Consider the following 15,124-nt stretch of genomic DNA (forward strand, 5'->3'; position numbering starts at 1 on the left):
CCGTACGACGGGAACCGGCAGGCCGCGGCGGTCGACCGGCCTGGAACTCTCAGAAAACTCACAGAAAGCGGCCCACCGGCGCGCCCTGTGGAGCCGCTTGCACTCAACCGCGGTTGAGCCAGCACGCTGATCGCGTCGTCGCCGCATTCACCGTCGGGATGAGCCTCTTCACCATGGCCTGGCCGCCCGGCTGACCGGCACGGCCGAGCTGCTGCTGGCCACCCGCGCCGTTCAGGGGCTGGGCGGCGCGGCACTGCTGATGCCCGTGACGCTGTCCCTGCTGAACACCACCTTCACCGAGCCGGCCCGGCGCGCCCGCGCGCTCGGCACCTGGAGCGCCATCGGCGCCCTCGGCGCCGCGTCCGGGCCGGTGATCGGCGGGCTGCTCACCCAATGGGCCGGCTGGCGCTGGGTCTTCCCCATCACCGTGCCGGTCGGCGTGCTGGCCGTCGTGGCCGCCGGCCCCGTCCTCCCGCCACGGCGGGACGTCCGCCCCCGTCCGCGGCTGGACGTGGTCGGCGCGAAGCTCAGTCGTCTGTCGCGGGGCGGCTCTTGGCGCTCCCGTGATCGTGGCCGTGTGCATGCGAGTGCCCCTGCCCGTGAGAGTGGCCGTGGCCATGCCCGGCCCCTTCCGAGGGAGCGGGCACCGCGTCGCCCGCGCGCAGCGGCGCCGCCTCGTATCTCCCTTCGTGGGCGACGATCGGCCGCCGGTCCCCGGCGAGTTCGGGGTACTTGTCCTCCAGCTTCTGCCGGGACTCGGCCGTACGCCGCAGACCGGTCACATAGTCACGGTCGCCGCGGTACGTCCCCTTCCAGGTCTGTGGCATGCGCTCCGGCGGCGGTGGCACGGCGGCGGTGCCACCCAGGGCGAAGTCGCTGGGTATCTTGCGGGTGGCGCCGCCGCACTCCGGGCAGCTCGGCAGTGGTGCGGTGTACGACTGGATCACCTCGAAGCGGTGTCCGGTCGCGCAGGCGAGTTCATAGATGGCCATGGGTCCCTCACATCACCAGAGCGTCAGAGAGCGGTCGAGGATGCCGGCCACGTCGTCCTCGGTGACCGTGCGCGGGGCGGTGGACAGCAGTCGCTGCTGCTTCATGGCGCCTTCCACCAGCGCCGGGATGTCTCCCTCGCCGTAGCCGACACCGCCGATGCCGTTGGGCATGCCGATGTCGCGCATCAACCGCTCGATCGCGGTGGGCAGATACTCGGCGGGGTCGGCGGGGCGCTCCATCCCCGGGGCGAGGAGTTCCGCGGCCCGCAGATGCCGCTCGGGCTGGGCGGAGAAGGTGAAGCGGAACGCCTCCGGCGCGGTGAGCGAGACCGCCATGCCGTGGGGCACCATCGGCTCGTGTGCGGGGTAGCCCGCGGGGTGGAAGTCCTTCACCCGTCCGGCGATCGGGTAGGCGTTGGCATGCGGGATGTGGACGCCCGCGTTGCCGAAGCCGAGACCGGCGAAGGTTGCCGCCAGCGCCATGTCGGAGCGCGCCCGGGGGTCGTCGCCGTCGCGGACCGCGGTGCGGAAGGACCGCGCGAGCAGGTGCAGCGCCCGTTCCGACCATGCGTCGGAGATGGGATTGGCGCCGCAGTACGGCACCCGCTGCTCGGGGCGCTTGTGCGGGTAGGTGTCGTACGGGCGGGCCGTGTAGCTCTCCAGCGCGTGGCACAGGATGTCCATGCCGCTGGCGGCGGTCACCCCGGCGGGCTGGGTGAAGGTCAGCTCCGGGTCGATGACCGCGAGCGTGGGCCGCAGGCGGGCGTGGCTGATGCCGGTCTTGACCTTCAGCTCCAGGACGTCGAGCACACAGATGGTGGTGCTCTCCGCGCCGGTTCCGGTGGTGGTGGGGACCGCGACCAGCGGCTTGAGCGATTTCGCGGGCGCCAGCGCCCTGCCCACCGGCGCGTTGATGTAGTCCATCAGCTCGCCGGGGTTGGTGCTCAGCAGGTTGACGGCCTTGGCGGTGTCGATGCTGGAGCCGCCGCCCACCGCGACGAAGGCGTCCCACGGGCCCGACGCCAGCGCATGGTCGACCGCCTCCCGCAGGCTGACGTCGGTGGGCTCCACGTGGACGCCGGCGAAGACGTGGGCTTCGATGCCGAACGCGGACATCCGCTCGGCGATGCGGTGCGGCGCGCCGGTGGCGGCCACCCCGGCGTCGGTGATCACGAGGACCCGGCGGGCCCCGTGCTGGGCGAGGTCGTAGCCGATCTCGTCGGATGCTCCCGGCCCGAACTTCAGCGCCGGGGCGCCGTAGGTGAAAACGGATTCGGGTCCGGCCGGAGCGGTGGTGCTCATACGCGTCCCTCCTGGGGATCGGTTGGGTCCCAGCGACGCGGCGAAACGGTACCGGAGCGCCGGCCGGGACCCGGACGATCAGGCGTAGAAGCCGCTGGGGGCGAGCCGCATCGAGCGCAGCTGCTCGGCGTCGTGGCCGAAGACTACGGTGGCGTCCGACTGCTCGGCGATGCCGCGGAGCTTCTCCACCGAGCCGTACCAGGCGGTCAGATCGTTGACGATGGCGGCGGGGGTGGCCGGCGGGCCGTAGGAGTCCCCCATATAGACGGCGTCCGAGGTGAAGAGCATGGTCCCGGTCTCCGGCAGTTCGACCTTCATCGCCATGGTGCCGGGGGTGTGCCCGGGAGCCTCGATGAGGGTGACGCCGGGCAGGATCTCGGTGTCGCCGCTGACGGTGTCGAAGTCACACGCCGCGTAGTCCGCCTTGAGGTGGGCACCGTTGAAGGCGCCGTCGAAGCCGAAGGCGAACTCCTTCTCCTTCTCGTGGCACACCAGCTTCGCGCCGGTGCCGGTGAACATGCCGATGTTCCCGGCGTGGTCGAAGTGCAGATGGGACAGGACCAGGTAGTCGATGTCCTGCGGTTGGACGCCGAGCTGGCCGAGCCGCGCGTCGAGATACTCCTCGTCGCTCACCTGGTCGTAGGGGAAGTACTCCTGCAGACCGGTCGGGGCCCAGCGGGTCTCCCAGTCGCGGGGACAGCTGGTGTCCCACAGCAGGGTTCCCCCAGGGGTCTCCACGAGCACGCAGTGGGTGGTGCAGGAGTACCACTCGGGCGGCCGCTGGTGTTCGGTGCGCGTCCGCATCGTACGGCCGGCCTTGAGCAGCAGCCACGTCAGATCGCAGCTCATCGCTCCGCAGCTCAGTACGTGGACTTTGGTGGCGGTCATGGAGCTTCACCTCCGGTCGGGGAACACATGGGTCGGTCGTCGGGCAGGTCGGTAGTGGTGCGGGGCGAGGGGAGTTCCCCGACTCAGCGATCGGGCTCGGCGTGCGGCTCGCGGCCCCGGGATTCCCGGACGATCAGCGCGCAGACCAGCCCGATCAGCGCCGCTCCCGCCCAGATGGAGGCGATCGGCCACGAGGCCCCGTCGGCCGCGTCGACGAGTGCGCCCGCCACCAGCGGCACGAACCCGGCCACGACACCGCCGAGCTGATAGCCGATCGACGTACCGGTGTAGCGGACGTCCGCGGGGAACAGCTCGGCGTACAGCGCCGCGGTGGGTGCGTACATCCCCGCGTGCGCCACGGCGAGCGCGAGCAGCATGGCCAGCCAGGCGAGGCCCGTCTGCCCGGTCGCCAGCAGCCAGAAGAACGGGAAGGCGAGAACGGCAGTGAACGCGGCGGCGCCCAGGAACACGGGCCGTCGGCCCAGCTTGTCCGACAGCGCGCCGAACCAGGGCACCGTCAGCGCCTCGGCCACCGCCGCGATGAGCATCCCGGTCAGCAGCACACTCCGCGACAGACCGAGGTGGGAGGAGCCGTAGGACAGCACGAACACCGAGACGATGTAGAAGGGGACACCGGCCGAGACATACATGCCGACGGTGAGGGCGATCGCCTTCCCGTGGTGGCGGAACGCCTCCATGGCGGGCACCTTGCGGGCCCGCCCCGCCGCCTTCACCTGGGCGAACGTCTGTGTCTCGGTGATGCGCGAGCGGAGGAACAGCCCGACCGCGATCAACACGATGCTGAGCAGGAAGGGGATGCGCCAGCCCCAGGCGAGGAGGTCGTCATCGGGCAGTGTGGAGACCACCGCGAACACGGTCGAGGAGAGCACCAGCCCCAGTGGCACCCCCATCTGCGGCAGGCTCCCGTAGAAGCCGCGCCGGTCCCGTGGCGAGGACTCCACGACCATGGTCACCGCGCCGCCCCATTCGCCGCCGACGGCGAAGCCCTGGAGGAAGCGCAGCGTGACCAGCAGGATGGGCGCCCAGATGCCGATGGTCCGGTAGCCCGGCAGCAGACCGACGATGACGGTCGCCGCGCCCATCAGGAACAGCGTGAGCATGAGCGCGTTCTTGCGCCCCACGCGGTCCCCGAAGTGACCGAAGATCACTCCGCCGAGCGGACGGGCGATGAAGCCGACCGCGAAGGTGCCGAACGCGGCCAGTGTGCCGGCCGCCGGTGAGAAGTCGGGAAAGAACTCCGTGCCGAAGACCAGTGCCGCGGCGAGGCCGTAGATGTAGAAGTCGTACCACTCGATCGTGGTGCCGATCATGCCGGCCAGGGCCGTTCGGCGGATGGCGGCCGGGGGCAGCTCGGGGGACCGGCCGGCTCTGGCGTCGGCTGCTGTGTCGGTGACGGGAATATGGCTCATGCGGCTGCGCTGCTCTCGTCTGGGGGAGTCGGGGTGAACTCTCTGACCGCGTAAGAGAGTTGGCACCATGCCGCCGTCACACCGCAGGGCACTGCCCGTGACGTACGCGGCCTGGGTGCTGCACAGAAACGCGGCGACGGCGCCGAACTCGGCGGGGTCGCCGTAGCGCCCGGCCGGGATCGTGGCCTTGGACGCGGCCTCGACCTCGTCGAGCGACTGGCCGGTGCGCTGGGCGGCGGCCTCGTCGATCTGCCGGGCGCGCGGGGTGGCGATGCGCCCGGGAAGCAGGGAGTTGACGGTCACGCCGTGGGCGGCGACCTCGGCGGCGAGGGTTTTGAGGTATCCGGCGAGCGCGGCCCGTCCGAGGTTGGACAGCGAAAGGTTCGGCAGGGGCGCCTGCACGCTCGTCGAGCTGATGCTCAGGATGCGGCCCCACCCCTTCTCGACCATGGCGGGCAGGGTGCCCCGCACCAGGATCTCCTGGGGCGTGACCAGCGTGGCGATGGCCTGCGCGACCCCGGCGGTGTCGATGGCGCGGGCCGGTCCGGGAGCGGGACCCGGCCCGTTCAGTACGAGGATGTCGAGATCGCCGACGGCCTCGCGGGCCGCCGTGAGGAGCCGCTCCGCGCCGCCGTCCGCGACCAGGTCACAGCCCACGCCGACCGCGTGGGGCAGCTCGCCCGCCACCTCCTTGGCGCGCTCACCGGAGCGGCCGGTGACCACGACGGTGGCGCCTTCCTCCGCCAGGGCCCGGGCGGTCGCCCGGCCGAGACCGGAGGTGGACGCACAGACGAGAGCGGTTTTGCCTGCCAGACCGAGTTGCATGGCACCTTCTTGTGTCTGAAATATAAGACGCTGTCTAATATGCAAACCAGATGGTGCCCACGTGTGCGGCGCACGTCAAGGCTTGACGCCCGCCGAAACCGCGAGCAAGACTCCGATTTCTCAGACAGCGTCTGATATCTCGTCGTTCGTGGAACGGCCTTCGACACCCGCATATCGAGAGGCATGACAGTGACCGGCACCCAGCCCCAAGCGGCATCCGCAGCCCCCGAGCGGCCTCGTGTGGCGCGGCAGCGACCCCGGTGGACCGAGCTCCGGGAGGTTCTGCAACTGCGCCGGCCGACCCTCAACCCGGTCGAGCGGCGGCTCGGGGCCGCACTGACCATCCGCGATCTCCGCGCGGTGGCGGTGCGCACCACTCCGCGTGCGGTGTTCGACTACGTCGACGGCGCGGCCGACGCGGAGCTGACCGCGCGGCGCAACAGGGCGGCCTTCGCGGCGGTCGAACTCGTGCCGGAGTACCTGTCGCCGGTCGACCATCCGGACTTGTCCACGCGGCTGTTCGGCCGGGAGATCGCGATGCCGCTGATCTTCGCGCCGACCGGCTACACCCGGATGATGCACCACGAGGGTGAGGCGGCGGTCGCGCGCGTGGCCGCCCGCCACGGCCTGCCCTACACCCTGTCCACCGTGGGCACCTCGACTGTCGAGGACGTGGCCGCGGCGGCGCCCGGCGGCGAACACTGGTTCCAGCTCTACCTGACCCGCAACGAGCGCCTCAACACCGAGCTTCTCGACCGCGCGCTCGCGGCCGGGTTCACCACCGTGGTCCTCACCGTCGACACACCGGTGGCGGGCCGGCACCCCAAGGACATGCGCAACGGCCTCACGATCCCGCCCTCGCTCACCCTGCGGACACTCTTCGGGATGGCCCGCTACCCGTCCTGGGCGCTGAACAAGCTGACCACGGCCCCGATCACCTTCGCGTCGCTGAGCGGCATGAGCGGTGTGGGTGGCGTGAGCGGTGTGGATGGCGTGAGCGGCGTGGGTGGCCTGGCCGGCGACACGATCGACGCCGTACGGGTCGCCGACGTCGTCTTCGAACCGACGCTGAGCTACGAGCACCTGGCGTGGCTGCGCGCCCACTGGCCGCACCGGTTGCTGGTCAAGGGGATCCTCAGCCCGCGGGACGCACGCCGGGTCGTCGAGGCGGGCGCGGACGGTGTCATCGTGTCCAACCACGGCGGGCGGCAGCTCGACCGCACGCCGGCCACCCTCACGGTGCTGCCCGAAATACGCGAGGAACTCGGCCCCGACGCCACGGTGATCCTGGACAGCGGTGTCACCCACGGTCAGGACATCCTCGCCGCACGGGCGCTCGGGGCCGACGCGGTCATGATCGGCCGTGCCTATCTGTACGGCCTGATGGCAGGTGGCGAGCGGGGCGTGGAGCGTGCCGTCACGATCCTGCGCGAGGAGTACGCCCGCAGCCTGCAACTGCTCGGTCTGAACGCGAGTGAAGCCATCGCGCGGCATCACCTCCGCAGGCCTTGAGCGGCCGCATGCGCACATGCCGTGAGCGGCCGTATGCGTCGAGCGGTCCGGGGGCAGCGGCCAGGGGACGGGAAAGGGCCCGCCGGGGGGAGCGGCCTTTCCCGGGCCTACGGTCCCTTTCCGCTTCCCGCGCGCACGGCCCCTTTCGCGCGTGCGCCGCGGCCCGGCGTCAGGAGGCCCGCTGGGGAATCCCCAGGGGGTTCGCGTCGCGCAGGGCGGCCGGCAGCAGATGCTGTGGCAGGCCCTGATAGGCGACCGGCCGCAGGAACCGGGAGATGGCCTCGGTCCCCACCGAGGTCGTACCCGGCGCGGTGGTGGCCGGGTAGGGGCCGCCGTGCTGCTGGGCATAGGTGACCGATACGCCCGTGGGCCACTGGTTCCAGAGCACACGTCCGGCCTTGGCGGCCAGGAGCCTGATCAGCTCCGCTGCGATGGCATCGTCGTCCTCGCCCTGGATGGACGCGGTCAGCTGTCCGTCGATGACCTTCGCCACCTCGAGCAGTTCGCTCTCCTCCGCGTACTCCACGACCAGCGCGGCCGGTCCGAACACCTCCCGGACGAGCGCCTCGGGGTCACCGAGCAGTTCCGCCGAGGTCGTGCACAGCACCGTCGGCGACGGATCGGGGGCGGCGTGGTCGCCACTCACCACGACGCGCACCCCGGCCGTGTCGCGCAACTCCCGTACCGCACTGGCGTAGGAGGTCCGGATGCGATCGTTGAGCAACGTCAACGCGTTGCCCGGAACCGCGCCGGGAAGCCGGTCCACCAGCCCGGCCGAGGCCGGGACCAGCAGGATGCCGGGCTTGGTGCAGAACTGTCCGGCGCCGAGGGTGAACGAGCCGACGAACTCCGAGACGATCTCGGGCCCGCGCCGCTCGGCGGCGGCCTCCGTCACGAACACCGGGTTGACGCTGCCGAGTTCACCGAAGAACGGTATGGGCTCCGGACGGCCCGTGGCGAGGTCGAAGAGCGCCCGGCCCGCCTCGATCGATCCGGTGAACGCGCCCGCCTTCACCCGCGGGTCCACGATGGCGGCCCGGCCGGCCTCCGTACCGAAGACCACGTCGAAGAGTCCCTCGGGTGCGCCCGCGGACCGCAGCGCGTGGTGCACCACCTCCGCCGTGGCGGCCGAGAGCCCGGGGTGGCCGGAGTGCGCCTTGACCACGACCGGGCAGCCCGCCGCGAGCGCCGAGGCGGTGTCCCCGCCCGCCACGCTGAACGCGAACGGGAAGTTGCTCGCGGCGAAGACGACCACGGGGCCGAGCGGTTCGAGCACCCGGCGCAGATCGGGCCGCGGGCCCATCGGCCACGCGGGGTCGGCGCGGTCGATCGTGGCCCCGAGATACTCCCCCCGCGTCACCACTTCGGCGAACAGCCGCAGCTGGAACACCGTGCGGACCATTTCGTTCTGCAGCCGGGTCTGCCCCAGGGACGTCTCCTCGTCCGCGATCGCCACGAGCTTCGGCGCGGCCTCTTCGAGCGCGGAGGCGATGGCTTCGAGGTACGGGGCACGGCCGGCCGGCTGGAGGCGGTTCCACTGCTCGAACGCGCCTGCGGCGGCGTCGAGTTTATGCGCCAGGACCTGCGCGTTCGTCGCATCGGTCATCAAGCACGCTCCCTCAGTCGTCCTAAATATGAGACGTAGTCTCAATCTCAAGACACGGTTGCATGCGTCGGCACCCTCGTCAACGTGCTTGACGGCGGCTGAGAGCGGCTCACATACTCAACCCCGCACGACAACCTGTTAGACAACGTCTGAAATTTCGTACCCGGTGATCCGTACACAGTGAGGCGTGGCTCAATGAAGGCAGCAGTACTGCACCGGCCCGGTGCGCCGTTGACCGTCGAGGACGTCGACCTCGACGCCCCCGGACCGGGCGAGGTCACCCTCCGCGTGCTCGCCGCCGGTGTGTGCCACAGCGATCTGCACTACATGAACGGCGATCTCAACGTCCGCCTGCCCGCGGTGCTCGGGCACGAGGGGACCGGCATCGTGGAGCGGGTGGGGGAGGGGGTGACCCGGGTCCGCCCCGGCGACACCGTCATCACCTTGTGGCGTCCGCGGTGCGGCGACTGCGAGTTCTGCACGACCGGCCGCCCCGCCCTGTGTGCGCTCGGCCGGGTGCAGGCGGCCTCCAACGGCCTGCTCGACGGGACGCAGCGGCTGAATCTGAACGGCGAGAAGGTCCACCACCTCATGGGGGTCTCCTGCTTCGCCGAGCAGTGCGTCGTCTCGGAGCGGTCGGTCCTCACGATCGACCCGGACATCCCGCCGGAGATCGCGGCGATCGCCGGATGCGCCGTGGTGACCGGGGCCGGCGCGGCGCTGAACGTCATGAAGGACGCCACCGGAGAGGGTGTCGTGGTCATCGGAGCCGGTGGCGTCGGGCTCAGCGCGGTGATGGGACTGCGCCTCGTCGGCGCCGATCCGATCGTCGCGGTCGACACGGTGGACGCCAAGCTGGAGAAGGCGCTCGAACTGGGTGCCACGCACGCGGTCAACGCCCGTACGCATCGCCTCGCCGACGAACTCACCAGGATCTCGCCGAAACCGATGGCCTGGTCGCTGGACGCGGTCGGCACGCCCCAGACGCTCGCGCAGGCGGTCGAGGTCGTGGGCACCGGCGGGACCGCCGTCGCCGTTGGCCTCGGCAAGGTGGGCGCCACCGCGGCCGTACCCATCAACCCCCTGGTGCAGCAGGAGAAGCGGCTGATCGGCAGTCTCTACGGCTCGGCCAACACACCGGTCGACATCCCCAAACTCGTCGAACTGTTCAAGACCGGCCGCCTGCCGCTCGACAAGCTGCTCGGGGAACAATACGAACTGTCGGCGATCAACGAGGCGTACGCCGCGCTGTCGCAGGGCGCCACCGGCCGTGCTGTGATCATCCCTGGTCACCAGCGCTCGTAGGGCTTTTGGGCTTGTTGGGCTCGTTGGGCTCGCAGGGCTCGTAGGGAGAGACGGATGAGGAAGAACCTGACCGCGGAGCTGGGCCGACGGCTGTGGCTGGCGGGCAACGCGGCCACGGCGGACGACGCCGCTGCGGTCGATGCCGCCGCAGTCGACGCCGCCGCGGCCGATCAGCTCGATGACCTCGAAACGGCCTATGCCGTCGAGAGCGTGACCCGCGATCTGGCGATCGCCGCCGGTGGTCGGGTGGTCGGCTACAAGGTCGGCCTCACGGCGCAGCCCGTGCGGGACACCTTCGGCGCCACCGAGCCCGCCGCCGGCCACCTGCTCGCCCACCGGCTGCTGGAGGACGGCGAACCCCTCGCCACGGCCGGGCTGTTCACCCCCATGGCAGAGGTGGAGATCGCGTTCATCCTGGGCGAGGCGCTGCCCGACCCGCAGGTGACCGCGCAGGACGTCCGCAACGCCACCGCCGCGGTCGCACCGGCCTTCGAGATCGTCGACAGCAGGTGGCGCGGCGGCCCGCGGACGCTCCCCATGCTCGTGGCCGACAACACCAACGCGGCCCGCGCGCTGCTGGGGTCCCCGGTGGCACCACCGGCCGGGGCGGACCTGGCGAAGATCACCTCCACGCTGTCGATCGGCTCCCGGACGGTGCCGGGAAGCGCGGCCGCCGTCATGGGCGACCCCGCCGAGGCGGTCGCGTGGCTGGCCCGCCACCTGCTGCGCGGCGGACGGCGGTTGGAAGCCGGGGACATCGTCCTGAGCGGCACCCTGTGCGCCCCGACGCCCATCAGCGCCGGGGACCGGCTGATCGCCGACCTGGGCGAGCTGGGGCGGATCGCCCTCGACGTCAACTGACGAGGGCCGCTTGGGCGGATGGCCGGTGTGCCCAGGCCGGTCGGCTCCGGGCCCGCCTGCGGCGGGCTGTTCCCCTCCCCGCCCCTTCCCGAAACCGGGACTCCGCCCCGGACCCCGAAGCCCCTGGCAGCGGGCAGAGGCGGCCAGGCTGCTCGCCTCCCCGCCTCGTCCCGCGGCATCGATATGCGGCTCCGCCGCGTGGCGGGGTTCTGCGCTGGCCTTCGGGGTCCGGGGGCGAGGTCCGTGGCAACGTGCGGGCGGGCTGCTCCCTACCCCGCCCCTTCCCGAAACTGGGGCTCCGTCCCAGACCCCGGACTCCGGGGGCGAAGCCACTGGTAACGGGCGCGTGCGGCTCGCAGTATCGGTATGTGGCTTCGCCGCGTGGCGGGGTTCTGCGCTGGCCTTCGGGGTCCGGGGGCGAGGCCCGTGGCAACGCGCGGGCGGGCTGCTCCCTACCCCGCCCTTTCCCGAAACTGGGGCTCCGTCCCAGACCCCGGACTCCGGGGGCGAAGCCACTGGTAACGGGCGCGTGCGGCTCGCAGTATCGGTATGCGGCTCCGCCGCGCGGCAGGGTTCCGCCCCAGCCCCCTGGAGGCTAGGGGCGAGGCCCCCGGCCATGGGTATGGGGGGGCGGGCCGCTTCCCGCCCCGTCCGTGCCTGCCCCAGACCCCGGGGTCCAGGGGCGGAGCCCCTGGTATCGGGAAGGGGCGGGGAGGGGAAAGATTCGCCGCACACCCCCCCCGCAGCGCCTCGGGGCCGACCGGCCCGTGCGCGCTTGCGCGCCCCGCGACGTACCGTCAGCGCCGCCAGGCTCAGCGCACCGCGCGGTCGGCGGGCAGGACGCGTGACGTCTCGGCCAGCAGAGCGCGCAGTTGCTGCGCGGACAGCGGGGTGCCCGGGTCCTCGGGGGGCAGGGTCTGCAGCGGGCGGCCGGCCCTGATCTCCTCGCTCATCGTGGCCACGAACTCCTTCAGCGCGTCCTTGTCGGCGTAGTAGGGCGCCACATAAGCCGGGGTCTCCGGCTCGAAACGCCAGCTCTCCGCCAGGGGGCCCGCGTCGACGGTGTCGAAGCCCAGCCGGTCGATGAGGGCGGCGGCGCTCGCCTTCGCCTCCGGGTCGTTGCCGGCGATCGGCAGGGCGGAGCGGTCGGCGGCTCCCGTGGGGCGGGCGAGTGCCGGGATGTGCGCGTCGTTGATGTTGTTGAACGCCTTGATGAGCTTCGCGCCGGTCAGGTGCTTCTGGATGAGTTCGCTCGTGGTGCTCTCGCCCGAGTCGAGCACCGCGAAGTCCCCGTCGCGGAACGGGTAGTAGTTGATCGTGTCGAGCACGACCTTGCCCGCCAGCGCGGCCGCCGGAAGCTGCTGGTAGGGGCTGAGCGGGATGCTCACCACCACCCAGTCGCCCGCCCGGGCCGCCTCCTCGGGCGTCGCGGCCCGGGCGCGCTCCCCGAGTTCCGCGACCGTCTCGGTCAGGGTCTCGGGCCCGCGCGAATTGGACAGGACGACGTCGATACCCGCCGCGATCGCGAGCCGGGCGATCCTCGTGCCGATCCGACCGCTGCCGATGAAGCCAAGTGTTGCCATGGAAGGAGGTCTCCTCATCTGGCGGACCGGTGGTCCGCCGGCGGTTCTGTCTGGGAGCCGGGCTCGGGCGGGAGCAGGCGTGCGGAGGTCAGGGCGGACCTCGCGCGCAATCGCGCACAACCAAACCGGAGCGAGTGCTCCTCTTGAAGGTAACACAACCGGAGCAGGCGCTCCGTAAAAGCCGCTTGTACTCTGAATGCCGTGACCAGCGCCGACCAGTCCACGCCTACGCACCCCCCGGCCACGCAATCCCCGGCTGCGCAGCCCCCGGCCAAGCGCGCCCGCCGGGCGGACGCCGAGCGCAACCGCGCCGCGATCATCGAGGCGGCAGGAGTGGTCTTCGCCGAGCGGGGCGGCACGGTCGACGTCCGGGAGATCGCCCGGCGCAGCGGCGTCGGCATGGGCACGCTCTACCGCCACTTCCCGACCAAGGACGACCTGCTCGCCACGGTCCTGGAGCGGGAGTTCACCTGCTGGCTCACCACCGCCCATCGGGCGGCGGAGGCGACCGAAGATCCCTGGGAGGCCCTGACCGGCTTCTTCGAGCAGACCCTCACCCATCAGGCCCGCAACCGCGCCCTGGTCGAGAGTTACGCCGCCACCGGCGCCCCCTCGCGCGCATGCGCCCAGTACCGCGACGCCTTCATCGACGAGCTGCGCACCCGCTGCCTGAACGCGGGTCTCCTGCGCGCCGGTGTCACCACCGCCGACCTGGTCCTGCTCAGCAGTTCCCTGAGCCAGGTCGTCCAGGCGACCGACGACAGCCACCCCGGCCAGTGGCGCCGCCTGCTCCGTATCTCCCTCGACGGCCTCCGCGCCCGCAACACCGAGCCACTGCCCGAACCCGAACCCGATCCCGAGCCCGGGTCGGCACGCCACGCGGACGCACCCGCGGACGACTGACCGGCCGCCTTGTCTCGCGGAGCCTGTTTCGCAGACCCAGGCGTCTGATATTTTGGACATCGTCTGTTGGTAGGTGTGCTGGGAGGACATCGTGGCGCGACTCACCGCTCCGGCTCTGCGCCGGGGCCTGGACATCCTGGAGCTGCTCGTCGACCAGGATGAGGGGCTGCGGGTTCCGGAGATCACCCAGCACCTCGGCCTGCCCCGTGCCACCACCCACGAACTCGTCAACACCCTGGCCGACCGAGGCTATGTGACCGTCTCCAAGGAGACCGGACGCGTCGCCATAGGGCTCAACGCCCTGCGGCTCGGCGCCGGATACGAGCGCGGGCTCGACCTCGCCACCGTGGGCCGGGAGTGTGCCGGCGAGGTGGCGCGGGCCTGCGGCGAAACGGTCCAGGTGGTCGTACGGGACGGCAGATTCGCGGTGTTCATCGTGCGCATCGACAGCAAGTACTCGGTGCGGCTGGTGTCGCAGGTGGGCAGCCGGCTGCTCGCGTCCTGCACCGCGGGCGGAAAGGCGCTGCTGAGCGCGCTGCCGGCCCAGGAGCTCGATGAGCTGTTCCCCAACGACAAGGCGCTGCAGCAGATGACGTCGAACAGCATCTCCACGCGGAAGCGGCTGCTGGCCGAGGTCGAAGAGGCCCGCGAGCGCGGCTGGACCGAGGAGTACTGCGAGTCCAATGACCACGCGGCCTGTGTCGCCGCCCCGGTGTACGACCGGCTCGGCAACTGCGTGGCGGCCATGAGCATCTCGGTGCCCACCCCGCGGTGGGGCGACGCCGAGAAGGAGCACTACGTCGAGCTGGTCCTCGACGGGGCACGGGCGATGGCCCAGCGCCTCGGAGCGAGCGTGCCGTCGTAAGTACCCCCGAGGTGGCGCGGTCCCGACTCATCACGCAGCGGCGACCGCACCAGCGGGCTCAGCGTTCCAGCATCCGCATCCCCGCCTCGGTGTGGGTGTCGCCGACGGCCGGGGGCAGGCTGGAGAGCCTGGCCAGGACCTCCGTGCTCAGCCGGAGGCGGTCGGCCGCGGTGTTCTCCTCCACGCGGGCCACTCGCTTGGTGCCGGGGATGGGCGCGATGTCATCGCCCTGGGCGAGCAGCCAGGCGAGGGCGACCTGGGCCGGGGTGGCGCCCGCCTCGGCGGCGATGGCCTGGACCTCGTCCGCGAGACGCAGATTGCGCCGGAAGTTCTCGCCGGTGAAGCGCGGGTTGCCGCGCCGGAAGTCGCCTTCCTCGAAGTCGGCCTCGTCACGGACGGTGCCGGTGAGGAAGCCGTGTCCCAGCGGTGAGAACGGGACCAGGCCGATGCCCAGCTCACGCAGCACCGGCAGGACGCGCTCCTCCAGCCCGCGGGTCCACAGCGAGTACTCGGACTGCACCGCGGTGATGGGGTGGACGGCATGGGCGCGGCGGATCGTGTCCGGCCCGGCCTCGGACAGGCCGATATGCCGCACCTTGCCCTCGGCGACCAGCTCCGCCACCGCCCCGACGGTCTCCTCGATGGGGGTGTGGGGGTCGACTCGGTGCTGGTAGTACAGGTCGATGTGGTCGGTGCCCAGCCGTTTCAGCGACCCTTCCACGGCGGTGCGGATGTTGGCCGGGCTGGAGTCGAGGTTCCACGGGCCCGCCCCGGAGTGGGCGATCATGCCGAACTTGGTGGCCAGTACCACCTGATCGCGTCGGCCCTTCAGGGCCTGGCCGAGGAGTTCCTCGTTGATGTAGGGGCCGTAGATCTCCGCGGTGTCGATGAGGGTGACGCCCAGCTCCAGCGCCCGGTGGACGGTGCGGATGGACTCCGCGTCGTCCGTCCCGGCGCCGGTGAGGCCATGGGACATGCCCATCGCACCCAGACCGATACGGGAAACCTCCAGGTCACCCAGGTTGATGTACTTCATCGGTGGTCAGTTCTCC

12 protein-coding genes and 1 pseudogene are annotated in these 15,124 nt (G+C 71.4%); 6 read left to right on the plus strand and 7 right to left on the minus strand.

All coding sequences use genetic code 11. The annotated features are described in order from the left end of the window. Positions 1-238: 238 nt before the first annotated feature. Positions 239-442, plus strand: a pseudogene (locus J8403_RS44855) (MFS transporter); the annotation flags it as partial. Between the two features lie 85 nt (positions 443-527). Here the strand turns inward: J8403_RS44855 and J8403_RS35845 are convergent. The 4 genes from J8403_RS35845 to J8403_RS44045 all read right to left on the minus strand — a co-directional run bounded on the left by J8403_RS35845 (position 528) and on the right by J8403_RS44045 (position 5,437). Next, the gene (locus tag J8403_RS35845) at positions 528-992 is read right to left on the minus strand and encodes an FmdB family zinc ribbon protein (protein ID WP_211126783.1); all 465 of its coding nucleotides are present in this window, start codon (positions 990-992) and stop codon (positions 528-530) included. Positions 993-1,004: 12 nt separating this feature from the next. Continuing rightward, the gene (locus J8403_RS35850; RefSeq protein WP_211126784.1) at positions 1,005-2,294 is read right to left on the minus strand and encodes a hydroxyacid-oxoacid transhydrogenase; all 1,290 of its coding nucleotides are present in this window, start codon (positions 2,292-2,294) and stop codon (positions 1,005-1,007) included. A gap of 78 nt (positions 2,295-2,372) precedes the next feature. Beyond that, entirely contained in the window at positions 2,373-3,182 is an 810-nt protein-coding gene (locus tag J8403_RS35855) for an N-acyl homoserine lactonase family protein (RefSeq protein WP_211126785.1), read from the minus strand. 83 nt (positions 3,183-3,265) lie between these two features. After that, positions 3,266-5,437, minus strand: coding sequence for an SDR family oxidoreductase (locus J8403_RS44045; protein WP_246586151.1), 2,172 nt, complete (start codon positions 5,435-5,437; stop codon positions 3,266-3,268). A 240-nt stretch (positions 5,438-5,677) separates the two neighbouring features. Here J8403_RS44045 and J8403_RS35870 point away from each other — a divergent pair, with 240 nt between their 5' ends. Continuing rightward, on the plus strand, positions 5,678-6,949 hold the full coding sequence (locus tag J8403_RS35870) for an alpha-hydroxy acid oxidase (RefSeq protein WP_343245327.1): 1,272 nt from the start codon (positions 5,678-5,680) through the stop codon (positions 6,947-6,949). Positions 6,950-7,118: 169 nt separating this feature from the next. On the opposite strand, the gene J8403_RS35875 is transcribed toward J8403_RS35870, so the two are convergent. Further along, on the minus strand, positions 7,119-8,555 hold the full coding sequence (locus J8403_RS35875) for an aldehyde dehydrogenase (NADP(+)) (protein WP_211126786.1): 1,437 nt from the start codon (positions 8,553-8,555) through the stop codon (positions 7,119-7,121). Between the two features lie 195 nt (positions 8,556-8,750). Between J8403_RS35875 and J8403_RS35880 the strand changes: the two genes are divergently transcribed. Beyond that, the gene (locus tag J8403_RS35880) at positions 8,751-9,860 is read left to right on the plus strand and encodes an alcohol dehydrogenase catalytic domain-containing protein (protein ID WP_211126787.1); all 1,110 of its coding nucleotides are present in this window, start codon (positions 8,751-8,753) and stop codon (positions 9,858-9,860) included. Positions 9,861-9,914: 54 nt separating this feature from the next. Beyond that, positions 9,915-10,721, plus strand: coding sequence for a 2-keto-4-pentenoate hydratase (locus tag J8403_RS35885; protein WP_211126788.1), 807 nt, complete (start codon positions 9,915-9,917; stop codon positions 10,719-10,721). Positions 10,722-11,533: 812 nt separating this feature from the next. Here J8403_RS35885 and J8403_RS35890 read toward each other — a convergent pair. Beyond that, entirely contained in the window at positions 11,534-12,304 is a 771-nt protein-coding gene (locus tag J8403_RS35890; protein ID WP_211126789.1) for an NADPH-dependent F420 reductase, read from the minus strand. 201 nt (positions 12,305-12,505) lie between these two features. Here J8403_RS35890 and J8403_RS35895 point away from each other — a divergent pair, with 201 nt between their 5' ends. Then, positions 12,506-13,207: a TetR/AcrR family transcriptional regulator gene (locus tag J8403_RS35895; RefSeq protein WP_211126790.1), complete on the plus strand. Its 702-nt coding sequence runs from the start codon at positions 12,506-12,508 to the stop codon at positions 13,205-13,207. Between the two features lie 91 nt (positions 13,208-13,298). Beyond that, the gene (locus J8403_RS35900) at positions 13,299-14,072 is read left to right on the plus strand and encodes an IclR family transcriptional regulator (protein WP_211126791.1); all 774 of its coding nucleotides are present in this window, start codon (positions 13,299-13,301) and stop codon (positions 14,070-14,072) included. 58 nt (positions 14,073-14,130) lie between these two features. On the opposite strand, the gene J8403_RS35905 is transcribed toward J8403_RS35900, so the two are convergent. Next, positions 14,131-15,108, minus strand: a complete 978-nt coding sequence (locus J8403_RS35905; RefSeq protein ID WP_211126792.1) for an aldo/keto reductase — start codon at positions 15,106-15,108, stop codon at positions 14,131-14,133. Positions 15,109-15,124 lie beyond the last annotated feature (16 nt).

It is taken from the genome of Streptomyces yatensis (assembly GCF_018069625.1).
GTDB lineage: Bacteria > Actinomycetota > Actinomycetes > Streptomycetales > Streptomycetaceae > Streptomyces > Streptomyces yatensis.

What these genes read in the sequence shown, in the direction of transcription:
- J8403_RS35845 (WP_211126783.1), bottom strand. Translation starts at nt 992, where the DNA reads ATGGCCATCTATGAACTCGCCTGCGCGACCGGACACCGCTTCGAGGTG.
- J8403_RS35850 (WP_211126784.1), bottom strand. Translation starts at nt 2,294, where the DNA reads ATGAGCACCACCGCTCCGGCCGGACCCGAATCCGTTTTCACCTACGGC.
- J8403_RS35855 (WP_211126785.1), bottom strand. Translation starts at nt 3,182, where the DNA reads ATGACCGCCACCAAAGTCCACGTACTGAGCTGCGGAGCGATGAGCTGC.
- J8403_RS44045 (WP_246586151.1), bottom strand. Translation starts at nt 5,437, where the DNA reads ATGCAACTCGGTCTGGCAGGCAAAACCGCTCTCGTCTGTGCGTCCACC.
- J8403_RS35875 (WP_211126786.1), bottom strand. Translation starts at nt 8,555, where the DNA reads ATGACCGATGCGACGAACGCGCAGGTCCTGGCGCATAAACTCGACGCC.
- J8403_RS35880 (WP_211126787.1), top strand. Translation starts at nt 8,751, where the DNA reads ATGAAGGCAGCAGTACTGCACCGGCCCGGTGCGCCGTTGACCGTCGAG.
- J8403_RS35885 (WP_211126788.1), top strand. Translation starts at nt 9,915, where the DNA reads ATGAGGAAGAACCTGACCGCGGAGCTGGGCCGACGGCTGTGGCTGGCG.
- J8403_RS35890 (WP_211126789.1), bottom strand. Translation starts at nt 12,304, where the DNA reads ATGGCAACACTTGGCTTCATCGGCAGCGGTCGGATCGGCACGAGGATC.
- J8403_RS35905 (WP_211126792.1), bottom strand. Translation starts at nt 15,108, where the DNA reads ATGAAGTACATCAACCTGGGTGACCTGGAGGTTTCCCGTATCGGTCTG.